Below are 15385 nucleotides of genomic sequence, written 5' to 3'. Positions count from 1 at the left end.
TCATGGCTGATGGCGTTACTGGTGTCGTTACCCTCTCTCCTGAAGAGGGAGAGCGAGTCCGCGGCGCGGCCGCGGGCCTGGGAGACGACGCTCAATTCGATGACATTACCCGCCCCGAACTCATGGAGGCGCGCCGTACCGGCGATATTGCCCTCGTGCACTCTTGGGAGCTCGTGACCGCCGTCGATGGCCCGGGTACCCGCATGACGATGTTCATGTCCGGCTGCCCACTGCGCTGCCAGTACTGCCATAACCCAGACACCTGGGAGATGAAGACCGGCACGCTAGAGCGGGTCGAGGATGTGGTCAAGCGCATTAAGCGTTATAAGCCAATCTTCAACGCTTCCGGTGGCGGTCTCACCATCTCCGGTGGTGAACCCCTCTTCCAACTTTCTTTCACGCGCCGCGTGCTGAAGGAAGTTCACGATGCGGGCATCCACACCACCATCGATACTGCCGGTTATCTCGGTGCGCGTTTGCGTGACGAGGACCTGGACAATATCGACCTCGTGCTTCTCGACGTCAAGTCGGGCGACGAGGAAACCTATCGCAAGGTCACTCAGCGCGAACTCCAGCCCACGCTGGACTTCGGCGACAGGCTAAACAAGATGGGCAAGGCGGTGTGGATCCGCTTCGTGGTGGTGCCAGACCTCACGGACTCGCCAGAGAACGTGGAAAATGTGGCCAACATCGTGGCGCGTTGGAAATCCAACGTTGAGCGCGTTGAGGTCCTGCCTTTCCACAATATGGGCAAGGACAAGTGGGATAACTTGGGTATGAACTACCAGCTAGCTGACACGAAGCCACCAAAGCCGGAGGATGTGGAGAAAATCCGCGATGTCTTCCGCTCGAAGGGTCTGGAAGTCCACTAGCCTGGGAGGACATGACCTCCTATCGCCGCTTCGGCCACACAATTAAAGAGCACCACCTAGAAGTCCCGTGGGATTATTCCAATCCCCACGGGACTTTTGGGCTCTACGCCCGCGAAATAATCCCGCCCGGTGGAGAGGACCTGCCCGCATTGCTATACCTGCAGGGCGGTCCCGGTTTCCCGGCGCCTCGGCCGCTGGCGCCTACGGGGCTGATTGGCAAGGCGCTAGAGCGCTACCGCGTTTTCCTCATGGATCAGCGCGGCACCGGCCGCTCAAACCGCATTGACGCGCTTAGCCCGGCCGCAGAGCGCACTGCAGGGCACTTGGCGTTGCTGCGCCAAGACAATATCGTCCGCGATGCCGAGCGCCTGCGCGAGCACCTCGGACTCGAGAAATGGTCGCTGTTCGGCCAATCCTTCGGCGGCTTTTGCATTACCGCCTACCTATCCCAGGCACCCGAGCGCGTCGAGCATGCCTTCTTCACTGGCGGCATCCCTACGCTGAAGGGCGCGGACGATCTCTACCGCGCTACTTTCAGCAAGCTCAAGGTCCGCCAACAGCGCTTCTACCGCGAATTCCCGTGGGCACAGGGCCGGATCGAGGAGATCATTTCCCACCTCGACAATTCGGATGAGCGGCTTCCTACCGGTGAGCGCTTGTCCGCACTGCGGTTTCGCACTATCGGCATCGAGCTCGGCCGCGGCACCGGCTTTGATTCGCTGGCCTATCTTCTGGAAGAGCCCTTCCGCACCGTAGCGGGGGAGAAGCGGTTGCGGGGTGATTTCCTGGCGGACGTCGGCCAGCGCGTGAGCTTTGCGGATGCTCCGTTGTACGCCGCAATCCATGAGTCGATTTACGGCGGCGCCGGTGGCCAGGCCGCTACGAACTGGGCGGCGCACCGCGTGCGCGAGGAATTTCCGGAGTTTGCTGAGGTCGGCACCTGGCTGACCGGCGAGCACATTTTCCCCTGGCAGTTCGACGAGGACCCGGCCTTGCACGCGTTTGCCGACGCCGCCCATGGCCTCGCCCGCCACGAATTCTCCCCGCCCTATGCGCTGGGCGAGGTACCCACCACGGCTGCGGCCATCTACGTCGATGATATTTTCGTCCCGCTCGAGGAGTCCTTGGCTACGGCCGCGCACCTGGGAGACCTGCGGCCGTGGATCAACAATGAGTTCCAGCACAACGGCATTCGCGAGGATGGTGCGACCATCTTGGGGAGGCTCTTTTCGCTTATCGACGATCACTAGCATTTCGCTATTTCCTATGCGAAAATATTAGTGATCATTACGACATTTAGGGAGACTCAATGATTGCCACCATAGTATTAGTCATTATCCTGCTGATTATCTTGGGAACGCTCTTCGATGGTTATTTCATCGTTCGCACTCGCGAAGCTGCCATTCTGGAGCGATTGGGTAAATTCCAAAAGGTGGCGCATGCTGGCCTGCACTTTAAGATGCCGTGGGTGGACCGTGTACGCGATAAGATTTCGCTGCAGGTGCGCCAGCTGGACGTGATGGTGGAGACCAAGACGAAGGACAATGTGTTCGTCCAAATCCCTGTTGCCGTGCAGTACGAGGTAGTCCAGGGCCGCGAGCGCGAGGCGTACTACATGCTCTCCAATCACGAGCAGCAGATTGTGGCCTACGTCCAGGACAATGTTCGTTCCTCCGTAGCGAATATGAACCTAGATGATTCCTTCTCCTCCAAGGACACCATCGCCCGCAATGTTGCGGCCTCCTTGCGCGACAACATGGCCGAGTACGGCTGGAACTTCGTCAACACCTTGGTCACCGATATCCGCCCCGATTCCCGGGTGCGCGAGTCCATGAACTCGATTAACGCGGCGCAGCGCGAGCGCGAGGCGGCCGTCGCCCAGGCGGAGGCTGAGAAGATCCGCGTGGTCAAGGAAGCTGAGGGTGCAGCCGAGGCGAAGAAGCTGCAGGGCCGCGGCGTCGCCGACCAGCGTAAGGAAATCGTCGAGGGCATTGCCCAGCAGTACGAGATGCTTCGCGACGCCGGCGTGGAAGAATCCCCCGAAGCCCTCATGCTGGTTTCCCAGTACCTCGACGCAATGGTCGACGTCTCCCACAACGGCCAGGCGTCCGTTCTTTACATGCCTTCCAACCCGCAGGGGATGGGCGATCTTTTCAGCGGCATGCGCGACGTGCTCATGGCCAACCGCGCCCTCGACTCCGCCGAGGATCCGTCGCAGCGCCGTCGCCCGCAGCCTAAGAAGCCTTCCCGCGCCGAAGAAATCGAGCGCGAATCTAAGCGTCAGGCCGAACGCGCTAAGCGCGAAGCCATCGCCGCTTCCCAGCGCGCTGAGCAGCAACGCTCCGAGAACCAGCAGGCAGAGCCGCAGGCGCAGCAGGGCCAGCACTCCACCGCGCAGCCCCAGGCTGCCCGCGAGTACTTCCAGCAGCTGCGCGAGCAACTAAAAAACGAGGAGTAGCCCTGAGCATCGATAACCTTTTTGATGCCTATACCGCGCAGCGTGGAATAACCCGCCGCGCGGAAGTTGTGCCGGATCACGAGTGTCAGATTTTCTCCACTGACACCCAAGCTACCTCAGGAGCCGATACCTTAGACGCCGCCCGAAACCTCGTCCACGACGTCCTTTCGGCCGACCAAGAGCATGAGTCCCAGTGCGACGGGGACGATTCCGACAATAAGTAGGTAGTTCCGCTCCGCATCTGCCGAGGAAGGGTCATAGAGCGTCGATAGTGTTCCCGCCAGCGAGGTGCCGATGGCCATGGTGAGAAAGTACAGTGCTGAAAAGCGCGTCGCGTAGGCCCGTGGTGCGTGCGCGGCCGATGCCGCCATGCCCACTGGTCCGATGAATAGCTCGCCGAGCGACATCAAGAAGATGGTCAAGGCCAAAGCCGCGAACGGCGTTGAGTTTTCTCCGCCCCCGACGAACGGCAACAGCACAAACATTCCGGAACCAGCCACCATGATGCCCACGGCCATTAATAGACGTCGCGAGCGAGCCCATCGGGCCATGCCAGCAGCCAATGGGAGGGACAACACCAAGATGAACAGGGGGTTGAGCGATTGCGTCCACGCCGCTGGAATCTCAAATCCGCCTACCATGCGGTTTACACGCTGATCCGAGTACACGGCTAGCACGCCGTAAATCTGCGGTTGGAGGGTCCAATAGGCCGTAGAGCAGAAAAACAGCGGAATATATGCCACGACCTTCCGCCGCTCCGGCGCGCTGACCCGCGGCGACCGCAGCATGCTGGCGAAGAGAGCGAGGGCGGCCGTGATCGTGGTAAGGAGCAAAAGCATGGCCAGCTTATCTGGCGAGACAGTCACCGCAACGACGACGCCGCCCACGACGGCCGCCAACGCTATCGCCGCGGCCCTGCCCGGTGTGGTGGTGGGGTTGGGCGGCCGCGAATCGAATTCCGCAACTACCCGCCGGCGCAGCGTGCCGTAGAGGGCGCACCCGCAACACATGAGGATCGCGGCCGCGAGGAAGCCAGCGTGGTAACCGTATTCTTGTGCCAGCCAGCCAGTAAGCATTGGCCCGAGTAGGGCGCCGATATTAATCCCTAGATAAAAGATCTGGAAGGCGCCATCTCGTGCGCCGGCCGCGGGAGGAAAAGCCGCACCCAGAATGGTGATTGCTGCTGTCTTGAGCAGGCCTGAGCCCAGTGCAAGCGGCAAAAGCCCGGCTACGAGACCTGCCGCGCCAGGCACCAAGGACAACGAAAAGTGCCCGCAAATGAGCAGAACCGCGCCGGCAAGGAGCGTGCGTTCGGCGCCCAAGAGCCGGTCGCTGACCCACCCGCCTACGAACGTGCACAGATAGAGCAGGCTACCGTATGTGCCGACAAGCGCGGTGGCCTGTGCTTGGTCCATGCCGAGCCCGCCGGAGGTGGAATAGAGGTAGTAGGCGAGGATGGCTTGCATGCCGTAGAAGCTAAAGCGCTCCCACATTTCAATTCCGGCGACTGCTGGTAAAGCCGCCGGTAGACGCCGGATTGAACGCTGTTTAATAATTGTCATAAAAGCACTATAACGGCCGAAAGTCTGTGATAGACCTAAAATCATGGATATTTCAGCGGAGGATATTGCCGCTCTCGATGCGCGACACATTTGGCACCCCTACGCCGAGCCAGGCGAGCCAACGCTTGTGGTGGACTCGGCCGCCGGCGTCCATCTAACGCTTGCGGATGGCACCACGCTTATCGACGCCATGTCTTCCTGGTGGGCCGCCGCCCACGGCCACGGACACCCGCGACTCAAAGCAGCAGCGGCCGCACAAATCGAGCGAATGAGCCACGTCATGTTCGGCGGGCTCACCCACGAACCTGCCGCGCGGCTTACCCGCAACCTCATGGAACTGACCCGGGGTGATTTCGAACAGGTCTTTTATTCGGACTCCGGATCTGTATCGGTAGAAGTAGCCATCAAAATGGCGCTACAGTACGCCCGTGGCCTAGGGCACCCCGAGCGCACCAAGATGCTGACGTGGCGATCGGGGTATCACGGCGATACCTTCGCGGCGATGAGCGTGTGCGATCCTGAAGGCGGCATGCACTCGATGTGGACTGGCACCTTAGCGCGCCAGATTTTCGCCCCAGCGCCGCCTACCCGCGGAGCTAGCCCGGCCGAGCGCGCAACCTATCTGCACGAGCTGGAAGCGTGCATCACTGAGGAGGTCGCGGCCCTAGTCATTGAACCTGTAGTCCAAGGTGCGGGAGGCATGCGCTTTCATGACCACGAGCTGGTGCGCGGGGCCCGGGATATCTGTGACCGCCACGGTATCGTGCTCATCGCCGACGAAATCGCCACCGGATTCGGCCGAACTGGCGACCTTTTTGCTACCCAAGCAGCCGGCGTCGTGCCGGATATTATGTGCGTTGGCAAGGCGATGACCGGTGGGTTTATGACCATGGCCGCCACGCTCGCTACCGCGAAGGTGTCCGAGAGAATGCGCCCGCGCGCGTTGATGCATGGGCCGACGTTTATGGCTAATCCGCTCGCTTGCGCCGTGTCGGCCGAGGCGACTGCGCTCATTGTGGAAGGGCACTGGCGCGAGCAGGTAGCGGGCATCGAAAAGCAGCTGCAGCGCGGGCTTGCAGACCTAGCCGAGGAGCCGGGGGTAGCGGATGTGCGCGTGCTTGGTGCCATCGGCGTGGTGGAAATGGAACGCGAAGTAAATATGGCCGCTGCGACGGCCGCGGCCGTGGAACAGGGCGTGTGGTTGCGCCCGTTCGGCCGACTGATTTATATCATGCCGCCGTTTATCAGCACCGCCGACGAAGTAACCCAGATGTGCCGCGGCGTGCGCGCCGCGGTAGCAGGAGGACGACAGTGATTATTTACGTGACGGGGACGAACACGGACGTCGGCAAGACGGTGGCCACGGCCGCGCTCGCCAGTGCCTTCAAGCAGCGCGGCCGTGAGGTTGTCTACGCTAAGCCACTGCAGACGGGGGAGCCGGAGGGGAAGGGGGATGCGGTGACCGTCGGCAAGCTGGCAGGCGTGGAGGTCACCGAGATGGTGCGCTTCCCGGAGCCGCTGGCGCCAAACCTTTCTGCGCGCCGGGCCGGCATGGACCAACCCGGCCTGCAGGAACTCAAGGAGTGGATTGCCGCCCTTGACGCGCCCGGCCGCGTGGTGCTTGTTGAAGGCGCCGGCGGGCTGCTCGTGCGTCTGGCGGACGCCTATACGCTTGCCGACGTCGCCGATAGGCTCCTCATCGTCACCTCCCTCAGCCTAGGAAGCCTCAACGCGGCCGAGCTGACTGTGCGCGAGGCGCAACGCCACGGAATCGAGGTGCTCGGGCTGATTGGTGGCTCGCTGCCGGCCGATCCGGATTTAGCTACCCGACTGAACCTCGAGGAGATGCCGCAGGTGACCGGCTGTCCGCTGTGGGGCAGCCTGCCGGAGGGCATGGCCCGCATGACGCCCGCCGAATTCGCGCGGGTAGCCGCCGAAGTCTACGCGGACTTTTTAGAGCACGCCGAGTAGCGCTACCTCGCAGAGGCAGCGCTAACGAACCCAGCGGACCTTGCCATTGACTCGGGCAAGGCGCCCGCGCAGCGGCGGGGCATTTGGATCATCCTGGTTGACCCCGTTGTGGTAGGGGCAGCACACCGTCAGGTTCTCCATATTGGTCAACCCGCCGTGTTTCCACGCCTTGAGGTGATGGATCTGGGCCTTGTCTGCCGGATGGTTGCACGGCGGCCACGGGCAGGTGGGATTTTCGGCCGCGGCCATCTGCCGCTGTTTCTCGGTGGCGTAACGTGATGTGCGATACAGGTTGACGGGGCCCTTGACGGGGTGGATTAGCGTCGCGAGGCCGTGCTCGGTGAAGGTGCGCTCGACCAGCTCGGCGCCGGTAATGGTCGCGCCATTCGTTAGGCGCAGGGTGACTTCTTCACCGTCGCCGTCCACAATGCGGTCCAGCGCGTTGAGCGGGATGATGACGTTGGTGGTGGTGCGCGCGGAAGGCGCGCCGGTGCCGCGAAGGAGGTCGCGGAGGGAATCGAGTGGGCGGTCGGGGTCGAGCGCGGCGTCGAATTCAGCAAGGAAGGCCGAGGGTGCGGTAATCCGCATAGTCCACGGTCCGTTCGGGCGGCGAAGGAGTTGGACGCCTTCGCGGGGTGGCATGCGGCGCGGGCGAAGTTCGCGCAGGCGTTGCTTAGCGCGGCGGGCGATTTCAGAAGCCGGACCACGCAGGCGGCACAGCTCCACGCGTAGGTTCCACGCCTCACGCTTAGTGCGCACCCGGGAGACGTACTTTTCAATCAGCTTGAGCGTTACGAGGTCGTGGTGCCGGGCGGCCGCGGCTGCGTGGCGTTGCTTGCGGCTGAAGCCGGTCGGACCGAAGTAGACCGCGGCCAGCGCGCGAAGGTCGTGGGCCTCGACATCCGGCAAGCCCAGCTCGAGAAGGGCGCGTTCAGACATGCCGTGGGCCTCGGCGAGGATGTCCATCGCCGAGGCTATGTGGGTGGCATAGGCCTTCAGTGCGCTCATGGCTGCAACTTTAAGCAGAGCCGGCGGGTAAGCCGAGGCGAAGACGTCCGCAGCTGTGGATAACTTGTTTAAGCGTCAACTGCCCCAGTGGGCCGCAATGGCAAATAGATACGAAACGAGCATGCGCTTAATCTCTACAACCACGGCGTCAAAGTCGCCTGGGTCGCCCGCAGTTGCGTAATTGAGCTGCGAGACGACGTTGTGGATAAGGAAGCCGGCCAGGTCAATGCGTTCGTCATCGCTCATGGACGGCGCGAGCGGGGAGAGGATTTCTGACAAGGGGAAAAGCAGCTGACGCTCGGTATCTGCGGCCGTCGCGCGGGTGGCGGGGGTGGATTGCACGGCATGCCACACGGCGCGCCGGGAGGGATCGTCGCGCCACATGCGCGCCAGGTGATCGATGGTTTCATCCAGCACATCGGGCCACTGCGCGGCCGGGGCGCGGCGGGAGAAGCGCTCGATTTCGGCCCGGCTGGCGGCCGTGTCTTGGCGGTCGAGCTCGCAGACAAGCACGTATTTATTGGCAAAGAACTGATACAGCGTGCCGATGGGCACCCCGGCGCGGTGGGCGACTTCGTCGACGGTGAAGGACTCAAAGCCGACGTCGACAAGCACGGCGCGGGCGGCCTGCAGAATGCGCTCGAAGCGCTCGCGACTGCGCGCCTGCGCTGGCCGACGCCGCGGTAGCAGAATCTCTCCCACGCGCTAGCTAAGCCCCTTCATCACGCGGGCAACGTGGCCGGTGGCCTTGACGTTGTAGTGCGTCTGGCCGATGGTGCCATCCGGCTCGACCAGGAAGGTGGAGCGGATAACGCCCTGGACCACCTTGCCGTAGTTCTTCTTTTCCCCAAACGCGCCGTAGGCGGTCATGACAGACTTATCCGGATCCGAAAGCAGCGGGAAGTTCAGCTCGTGGTCCGCGCGGAACTTCGCTAGTGCCTCCGGCTTATCTGGCGAGATGCCTACGACGGCAATATTGAGATCATTGAGCTGTTCCAGGGAATCGCGGAAATCGCAGGCTTCCTTGGTACAGCCCGGGGTATTGGCGCGGGGGTAGAAGTAGACCAGTACGCGCTGGCCTGCGTAATCGGCGAGGGAAACGGTGTTTCCGGCGTCGTCGGCAAGCGCAAAAGCAGGGGCGGTATCTCCAACGTTCAAACGGTTTTCAGTCATGGTTTCCACCTTACTTACCGCCCGGGCTGCACGCTTTTGGGGCGGCGGGGTAGAATGACCCCGTTAAGAGCGAACCTAAGTTAAGAGGAGAACTTCGTGGCACGCAATATTGAAGACATTCAGCGCGATATCGAGCGCACCCGCCGCCAGCTGGCCGGCACCCTGGACGAGTTGGCACAGCGCAGCAAGCCGCAGAACTTTGCCAACGAGGCTAAGACCGCGGCCACCGATAAGCTGCAGGACCGCAACGTGCAGATGGCCCTAGGCGGCGTCGGTGCCGCTGTGGTTGGCCTGATTGCTTTCTCGGTCTTCCGCTCTCGCCGCCGCAAGAGCGACCTGAAGGAGCTGCAGCGCCTGCTGTCCGAGCGCCACTAATTGTGAAGTCCCCGCACACCGCGGGGACTTTTTTCGTAGGCTGGGTTGGGATGAAGACACCAATCCCTTTTTATTTGCAGGAAATCCTCACCAAGGTGCGCGATAATCGCGACGGCGCCGTGGCGGACTATATTCCGGAGCTGGCTAAGGCGGAACCCGAGTATCTCGGCGCCGCGATGTGCACCACCACCGGCCACGTTTATTCTGCGGGCGATGATGAGGTGGAATTTACCCTTCAGTCCTTGTCCAAGCCTTTTGTTTATGCGCTGGCTCTCCAGGAGCTTGGTCTTTCCGCGGTGCGCGACATCGTGGGCATGGAGCCTTCGGGCGAGGCCTTCAACGAGCTTTCGCTCAACCGCGATGATCACCGGCCGGTCAACCCGATGATTAATGCGGGCGCGATTGCGGTCACGCAGCTGATTAATGGCGTGGATTCGGAGCCTGCCGCGCGCGTGGAGCGTCTGCGCACCTATTTCTCGCGGCTGGCGGGGCGCGATTTGCTTATCGACGACGCCATGCGCGCCTCCGAGCTCGATGTCAGCGAACGCAACCTCTCGCTGGCGCACATGTTGCGCAACTACGACATCATCCAGGACGAGGCGCACGATGCGGTGTCAACGTATATTGAGCAGTGCTCGATTGTGGTGACGGTACGGGACTTGGCCGTGATGTCGGCAACGTTGGCGAACGGTGGCGTGCAGCCAGTGACGGGCGACAAAATTTTAGACGCGGACGTGTGCCGGTTGACGCTATCGGTGATGAGCTCGGCCGGCATGTATGACGGCGCCGGCCGCTGGATGGCCGAGGTGGGTATCCCGGCGAAGTCGGGCGTCTCGGGTGGCCTGCTGGGCACGCTGCCGGGCCAGTTGGGCGTGGCGACATTCTCGCCGCGGCTGAACAAGGAAGGCAACTCAGTGCGCGGGGTGGATGCGTTCAAGCTGCTGTCGAAGGACATGGGCCTGCACCTGATGTCTACGGACGAGCGCTATGGCGTGAACCCGGTGCGCAAGGTGGAGCAGGATGCGGAGCTGACCGTGATCTATCTGCAGGGCCTGATCAATTTCAACGCGGCCGAGACCATCTTGTACGAGCTGATGGAGTCAGATTTTGGCGAGGGCACGGTGGTGCTCGAGCTATCGCATATTACGGGCACGAACCGCATGGGTCGGCGCATGCTGAAGGAGGGGCTGCGCCGAATTCGCGAGTCTGGCTTCGATATCGCCATCGTGGATCCGGATGGAGAGCTAGAAGATCGCACCATGTCGGACGGTACGAAGGTGCCCAAGGGCGAGCCGGAAGACTACGCGATCAACGGCGAACCCGTTTAGGTTTGGGTTACCTTACCTAGTCAGGTTAGGATGTCCTATGTAAGGCCCTTCGCGTTAGCCGCGAGGGCATCCAACGATCAAGGACTGAAAATGGCTCATACTCCCCTTAAAGTGATGGCGGTTGTGGCGGCGTCGGCAATGGCGCTGGTCGGCTGCGGTGCGGCCGAGGAAGTAACCGGCGGAGCAAGCGACGATGCCGCCTTCTCTTTTACCGATATCACCGGCCGTGACGTGGAACTAGATAAGGCTCCCGATCGCGTGATTTTGGGCGAGGGCCGATCGCTTTTTGCTACCGGCGTTCTTAATACCGATAATCCGCTGGACAAGGTCGTCGGCATTGGCACGGATCTTAAACAGAACGTGCCGGACTATTACAACGCGCTGGAAAAGGAGCTGCCCTCCGTCAATGAGGTTCCGGAGATTGGCGGCTTCACTAAGGGCGATGTCACCGTAGAGAAGCTGGTGAGCTTGGATCCGGATCTCATCGTGCTGTCGCTGGATCAGTATGATGCCTCCCGTGAGGCGGGACTGACCGACAAGATGGAGCAGGCCGGCCTGAAGTACGCGGTGACCGACTTCCGCCGCGATCCGCTGGAGAATACGCCTAAGACCATGGACATCTTCGGTGAAATCTTCGGCCAAGAGGACCGCGCGGAGGAATTCAACGCGGATTGGCAAAAGACCGTGGACTTGGTGGAGGAGCGCGCGGAGAAGGTTAAGGATAAGCCAAAGACCTTCGTCTGGCGTTCGGCCGGCGTTTCCGACTGCTGTGGTTCGTGGAACGATTCCAATATCTCCCAGCTGGTCAACGCGGCCGGTGGCGAGAATGTCGGCGATAAAGTCATTCCGGGCGAGTCTGGCACAATCACCCCGGAAAAGGTCCTGGAATCTGACCCGGATATGATCATCGCCACCGGTGGCGATTGGTCTGAGATGAAGGACGATGAAGGCCACCCTGTCGGATACGCTGCAGTGGGCTACGGCATCGATGAAAAGGAAGCCAAGGGCAGTGTGGCTAAGCTGCCGGGTAAGCAGGCTGGCTTCGATAAGCTGCGTGCGGTCAAGGAACACCACTTCCACAGCATGTGGCACCAATTCTATAATTCGCCGTTTAATTACCTAGCGTTGCTGCAGGTGGCGGAGTGGATCAACCCGGAGGCGTATGCCGATATGGACGTCGCCAAGCAGTGGATGGATGCGCAAGAAAAGTACTCGCCGGTCTCCGGCGAGGGAACCTTCTTTAGCACCAACTAATGCAGGGCGCAGAGGTAGCCGCCCTCGCGCGGCAACATAAGAGGTTAACCTGGCAACGCATAGGCATCGTTGCGGGCCTGACGCTGATTGCGGCCGTGGCCTTTATTATCAGCAACTTTGTGGGCGCGATTGATATCAGCCCGGCCGAGGTCATGAAGGGCATCGTGAATCCCGCGGGGCTGGATGACCAGACGCGCACGGTGCTGTGGCAGCTGCGCCTGCCCATGGCCGTGATGGCCGTGCTCATCGGCATGGCCCTGTCTTTGGCCGGCGCGGAAATGCAGACTATCCTCAACAATCCGCTGGCCGAGCCTTTTACCCTCGGAATTTCCGCGGCCGCCGCGTTTGGTGGCGCCACCTCCATCGTGCTCAAGTGGCAGCTGATTGCACAGCCGCAGTTCAACCTGGCGCTGATGGCGTGGCTTGCTGCCGCGGTGGCTACGGCCATTATTGTTATCGCGGCCGTCATCCGTGGCGCGAAGGCAGAAACCATGGTGCTGCTTGGCATCGGCTTGGTGTTCTTCTTCCAAGCCATGCTGGCGCTTATCCAGTACCAGTCCTCGGCCGAGGCGCTGCAGCAGATCGTCTTTTGGTCCATGGGCTCTCTTACCCGCGCCAATTGGGCGGCTAATGGCGTGCTGGCGGCCGTGCTGATTATCGCCCTGCCCATTTTGTGGGCGCTGGGCTGGCGCCTTACTGCCTTGCGGCTTGGCGACGCCCGCGCTACCGCCATGGGCATCAATACCTCCCGCCTGCGCGTTGTAGTGCTCATCGTGGTTTCGCTCGTTGCGGCGACCACCGTGGCCTTCGCCGGCATCATCGGCTTCATTGGCTTGGTGGGCCCGCACATCGCCCGCATGCTGGTGGGCGAGGACCAGCGCTACTTCTTGCCGGCCTCCATGGCGGCGGGCGCGGCCGTGATGTGTGCCGCGCATGCGGTCAGCCTGATGATTAAGCCGGGCCTGGCTATTCCCATTGGTATCGTTACCTCGCTTCTGGGCGTGCCATTCTTCATTGCCATCGTTATGACCCGAAGGAGGGCACTGTGGACGTAGAACTGACTATTTCCGGGCTGAGTGCGGCCTATGGCAAGCACCGCGTGCTGGAGTCCGTGGATGTGGAAAAACTCCACGGCGGGCAGCTGGTGGGATTGTTGGGGCCGAATGCATCCGGCAAGACCACGCTCATTAAGTCCCTGGCCGGCGTGCACCGCGGCTGCGACGGAGACGTGGATTTCCGCGTCGATGGCATGGCCCCGCGCGGCAAGCGCCGCCGGCAGCTCATCGGCTACGTGCCGCAGGATCTCACGAGCACGGCCGCGCTGCGGGCGTTTGAAGCCGTGCTGATCTCTGCGCGCCGTGAGGCCTGCGAGGACCCGATTACGCGCACCGGCGAGGTGCTGCACTCGCTGGGGCTGGACGCGATTGCCTCGCGCTACCTCAACGAGCTTTCCGGCGGCCAGCGCCAGTTGGTGGCGGTGGCGCAGATGTTGGTGGGCAACCCGGGCCTGATGCTTCTCGACGAACCTACCTCCGCCCTCGACCTGCACCACCAGATCTTTGTATTAGACGAGGTGCGTGCCAAGGCGAAGCGCGATGGCAGCCTGGGCCTGGTGGCCATTCACGACATCAACCTGGCTGCGCGCATGTGTGATCAGCTGGTGGTGCTTAAGAAGGGCCATATTCGCGCTCAGGGCACGCCTTCAGACGTTCTCACGGGGGAGCTCGTGGAAGGCGTGTATGGGGTAGAGGCGGACGTCGTCCAGCATGGCGGCGCTCCACTCATTGCCCCGCTGCGGGTGAGATAACAAAAAGGCCGGGCTATTGCCCGGCCTAATTTTTTAATTTAAATTTTTAAGTGGTGCGCCATCAGGGAATCGAACCCCGAACCCACTGATTAAGAGTCAGTTGCTCTGCCAATTGAGCTAATGGCGCATTGTTGACTTCCTGCCGTGTGGCTCTCTGTGCAACGAGTAGATACTCTAGCAGCCATTCTTGAAAAGTGTAAAATCGCCTGGTCATCGCATGTTTTTAGGAGTGTATAACGAATTGGTTAATGCCTGAAGTGGCTTCTGGTAATTGCTGGAGCGAGACGCTAATCTAAATTGGTCTTTGAAAGCAGCAAATACGTGTCTAAGGGCAACTCAGTGAAACATTCCCTCCCTAGTGCGCGCCGCCTCATCGCGGCCGCGGGCGTTGCGTGCATTTCCCTAGCCGCCGCCTCCTGCTCCTCTGATTCCTCTGCCGAGAATCAGGCCGCTGACCAAGAATCCACCGCCGCCGCAAGCGCGAACGGCGCGAAGGATGGTGGCAAAGAGTCCGAAAAGAAAAAGGATGGTCTGAAGGCTTCCGTGAAAGACGGCGCGAAGAACGTGGATCCGTCTAAGCCCGTCACCGTGAAGACCAACGGCAAGCTCAAGAGCGTCACCATGACCAATGAACTGGGCGTGGAAGTCAAAGAAAAGCTCTCCAAGGACGCCAAGACGTGGTCTACGGCGGAGGACCTGGGCTATAACCACACCTATTCCATCGTGGCCTCCGATGTGGATGGCAACAAGAAGAAACTCAGTTTTTCCACTCCGCAAGCAGCGGGCGTTGCCGAGGTCTCGCTTACCCCGATCCCGGACTCTGAGGTGGGCGTAGGCCAGGTCATTGGTGTGAATTTCGGCGTGCCGATTACGGACCGCAAGGCGGCCGAGAAGACCATTACTGTCACCACCAACCCTGAGGTTAAGGGCGCTTTCTACTGGGTCAACAACCAGGAGGTGCGCTGGCGTCCAAAGGAGTACTGGGAGCCAGGCACCAAGGTTGAGGTGAAGGTGGACCAGTACGGCAAGGACCTGGGTGGTGGAATCTACGGCGGCGAGAACGCCAAGACCAATTTCACTATCGGTGACCGCACCGTGGCGATTATCGATAACGCCACCAAGACCATGAAGGTCTTCAAGAATAAGAAGTTCTTGCGCGCCATCCCGGTCTCGTTGGGTCGCGATTATCAGTACGATACGCCGAATGGGCGATACATCATCGGCGATGAGCACCCGCAGCTGCTGATGGACTCCGAGACCTTCGGCCTTTCCCACTCCGCGGGTGGCTACCGCACAATGGTGGACTGGGCTACCCAGATGTCCTATTCCGGCATCTATGTTCACTCCGCTCCGTGGTCCGTAGGGGCGCAGGGCAATACCAATACCTCGCACGGCTGCATTAACGTGACGCCGGAGGCCGCCCAGTGGTTCCAGGAGACCATGAAGCGCGGCGACGTGGTGCGCGTGTTCAATACCTACGGTGAAACGCTTAATGCGCTGGATGGCCTAGGTGACTGGAATATGTCCTGGGGCGAGTGGTCTAAGGGCAACGCGGACGCCAATCAGTAGCGCCCAAG

At 61.3% G+C, this 15385-nt stretch carries 15 protein-coding genes and 1 tRNA gene; 11 read left to right on the top strand and 5 right to left on the bottom strand.

Translation table 11 applies throughout. The features are described 5' to 3' along the window. Window positions 1-2: 2 nt before the first annotated feature. The 3 genes from pflA to CORTU0001_RS03070 are packed head-to-tail and all read left to right on the top strand — an operon-like array spanning window position 3 to window position 3330. Window positions 3-872 (top strand): pyruvate formate-lyase-activating protein, encoded by an 870-nt coding sequence (gene pflA / locus CORTU0001_RS03080; RefSeq protein WP_005327293.1) that lies wholly within the window; start codon window positions 3-5, stop codon window positions 870-872. 11 nt (window positions 873-883) lie between these two features. Next, entirely contained in the window at window positions 884-2122 is a 1239-nt protein-coding gene (locus CORTU0001_RS03075) for an alpha/beta fold hydrolase (RefSeq protein WP_005327292.1), read from the top strand. 59 nt (window positions 2123-2181) lie between these two features. Continuing rightward, window positions 2182-3330: an SPFH domain-containing protein gene (locus tag CORTU0001_RS03070; RefSeq protein ID WP_005327291.1), complete on the top strand. Its 1149-nt coding sequence runs from the start codon at window positions 2182-2184 to the stop codon at window positions 3328-3330. Window positions 3331-3461: 131 nt separating this feature from the next. Here the strand turns inward: CORTU0001_RS03070 and CORTU0001_RS03065 are convergent, their stop codons facing one another. Then, window positions 3462-4892 carry a peptide MFS transporter gene (locus CORTU0001_RS03065; RefSeq protein WP_034668059.1) on the bottom strand — a complete coding sequence of 477 codons (1431 nt, stop codon included), beginning with the start codon at window positions 4890-4892 and terminating at the stop codon, window positions 3462-3464. A 43-nt stretch (window positions 4893-4935) separates the two neighbouring features. Here CORTU0001_RS03065 and CORTU0001_RS03060 point away from each other — a divergent pair, with 43 nt between their 5' ends. Further along, window positions 4936-6207 carry an adenosylmethionine--8-amino-7-oxononanoate transaminase gene (locus CORTU0001_RS03060; RefSeq protein ID WP_005323980.1) on the top strand — a complete coding sequence of 424 codons (1272 nt, stop codon included), beginning with the start codon at window positions 4936-4938 and terminating at the stop codon, window positions 6205-6207. Further along, window positions 6204-6863, top strand: coding sequence for a dethiobiotin synthase (bioD, locus tag CORTU0001_RS03055; RefSeq protein ID WP_005323982.1), 660 nt, complete (start codon window positions 6204-6206; stop codon window positions 6861-6863). The genes CORTU0001_RS03060 and bioD overlap by 4 nt, the downstream gene beginning before the upstream one ends. Window positions 6864-6884: 21 nt before the next feature. On the opposite strand, the gene CORTU0001_RS03050 is transcribed toward bioD, so the two are convergent. The 3 genes from CORTU0001_RS03050 to bcp form a co-directional block, all read right to left on the bottom strand. Then, window positions 6885-7871: an HNH endonuclease signature motif containing protein gene (locus CORTU0001_RS03050; protein WP_005327289.1), complete on the bottom strand. Its 987-nt coding sequence runs from the start codon at window positions 7869-7871 to the stop codon at window positions 6885-6887. Window positions 7872-7946: 75 nt separating this feature from the next. Beyond that, a complete protein-coding gene (locus tag CORTU0001_RS03045) occupies window positions 7947-8573 on the bottom strand; it encodes a TetR/AcrR family transcriptional regulator (protein WP_005327288.1) in 627 nt (208 codons plus the stop codon). A 3-nt stretch (window positions 8574-8576) separates the two neighbouring features. Continuing rightward, window positions 8577-9044, bottom strand: a complete 468-nt coding sequence (gene bcp, locus CORTU0001_RS03040) for a thioredoxin-dependent thiol peroxidase (protein WP_005327287.1) — start codon at window positions 9042-9044, stop codon at window positions 8577-8579. Between the two features lie 96 nt (window positions 9045-9140). Here bcp and CORTU0001_RS03035 point away from each other — a divergent pair, with 96 nt between their 5' ends. The 5 genes from CORTU0001_RS03035 (at window position 9141) to CORTU0001_RS03015 (ending at window position 13808) form a co-directional block, all read left to right on the top strand. After that, entirely contained in the window at window positions 9141-9419 is a 279-nt protein-coding gene (locus CORTU0001_RS03035; protein ID WP_005323988.1) for a DUF3618 domain-containing protein, read from the top strand. Window positions 9420-9469: 50 nt separating this feature from the next. Beyond that, a complete protein-coding gene (locus CORTU0001_RS03030) occupies window positions 9470-10747 on the top strand; it encodes a glutaminase (protein ID WP_005327286.1) in 1278 nt (425 codons plus the stop codon). 90 nt (window positions 10748-10837) lie between these two features. Then, on the top strand, window positions 10838-12001 hold the full coding sequence (locus tag CORTU0001_RS03025; RefSeq protein ID WP_005327285.1) for an ABC transporter substrate-binding protein: 1164 nt from the start codon (window positions 10838-10840) through the stop codon (window positions 11999-12001). Further along, window positions 12001-13056, top strand: coding sequence for a FecCD family ABC transporter permease (locus tag CORTU0001_RS03020; RefSeq protein WP_005327284.1), 1056 nt, complete (start codon window positions 12001-12003; stop codon window positions 13054-13056). Before CORTU0001_RS03025 ends, CORTU0001_RS03020 begins: the two co-directional genes overlap by 1 nt. Then, the gene (locus CORTU0001_RS03015) at window positions 13047-13808 is read left to right on the top strand and encodes an ABC transporter ATP-binding protein (RefSeq protein WP_005327283.1); all 762 of its coding nucleotides are present in this window, start codon (window positions 13047-13049) and stop codon (window positions 13806-13808) included. Before CORTU0001_RS03020 ends, CORTU0001_RS03015 begins: the two co-directional genes overlap by 10 nt. A gap of 51 nt (window positions 13809-13859) precedes the next feature. Here CORTU0001_RS03015 and CORTU0001_RS03010 read toward each other — a convergent pair. Continuing rightward, window positions 13860-13935: transfer RNA gene (locus tag CORTU0001_RS03010), tRNA-Lys, on the bottom strand. Between the two features lie 212 nt (window positions 13936-14147). Between CORTU0001_RS03010 and CORTU0001_RS03005 the strand changes: the two genes are divergently transcribed. Further along, on the top strand, window positions 14148-15377 hold the full coding sequence (locus CORTU0001_RS03005; protein WP_034668075.1) for a L,D-transpeptidase: 1230 nt from the start codon (window positions 14148-14150) through the stop codon (window positions 15375-15377). Window positions 15378-15385 lie beyond the last annotated feature (8 nt).

This window comes from Corynebacterium tuberculostearicum SK141 (assembly GCF_000175635.1).
Classification (GTDB): domain Bacteria; phylum Actinomycetota; class Actinomycetes; order Mycobacteriales; family Mycobacteriaceae; genus Corynebacterium; species Corynebacterium tuberculostearicum_C.
This window is presented reverse-complemented; position numbering and strand designations above follow the sequence as displayed.